Raw genomic sequence first — 684 nt, 5'->3', positions numbered from 1 at the left:
CGAGCCGGGTGAGCAGGTCGCCGCTGGTGTCGGTGGGCCGGATCTCCTCGGTGACGGTGCCGTAGACCGGGCCGGAGTCCAGCCCCTCCTCGATGAGGAAGGTGGACGCGCCGGTGATGTCGTCCCCCGCCATCAGGGCGTGCTGCACGGGGGCGGCGCCGCGCCAGGCGGGCAGCAGGGAGAAGTGCAGGTTGACCCAGCCGTGGGCGGGGATGTCCAGGGCGGCCCTGGGCAGCAGGGCGCCGTAGGCGACGACGGGACAGCAGTCCGGGCCGATCTCCCTGAGCCGCTCCAGGAACTCCGGCTCCCCCGGCTTGAGCGGCTTGAGCACCTCGATGCCGGCCTCCTCCGCCCGCTCGGCGACCGGGCTGGCGACCATCCGGCGCCCCCGTCCGGCCGGTGCGTCGGGCCGGGTGACCACGGCGGCCACCTCGTGCCGCCCGGAGGCGAGCAGAGCGTCCAGGGCGGGAATGGCGACCTCTGGGGTACCGGCGAAGACGAGCTTCATGGAACGGCTTGGCCCTCTCAGGCGGAACGGACGACGACCGGCGCACCAGTCTATGACCATGGCCACAGGGCCGTGGCCGGACGAGGCCGGGGGTGCGGGACGCGCCGGTCCGCCGGAGGTGTGCAGCCGGCGCCGGGGCGCGGACCGGGCCCGGGCCGCGCCCCGGCGCCGGCTGC

General features: G+C 75.9%; 1 protein-coding gene. It reads right to left on the bottom strand.

The features are described 5' to 3' along the window. A partial coding sequence (locus CCN35_RS26370; RefSeq protein ID WP_281254826.1) for a methionyl-tRNA formyltransferase occupies positions 1–508 on the bottom strand: 508 nt, incomplete at its 3' end. Between the last annotated feature and the right edge of the window lie 176 nt (positions 509–684).

This window comes from Streptomyces thermovulgaris (assembly GCF_002155915.1).
Classification (GTDB): Bacteria; Actinomycetota; Actinomycetes; order Streptomycetales; family Streptomycetaceae; genus Streptomyces; species Streptomyces thermovulgaris.
The sequence above is the reverse complement of the archived record's forward strand: the minus strand, read 5'-3'. Positions and strand labels throughout refer to the sequence as shown.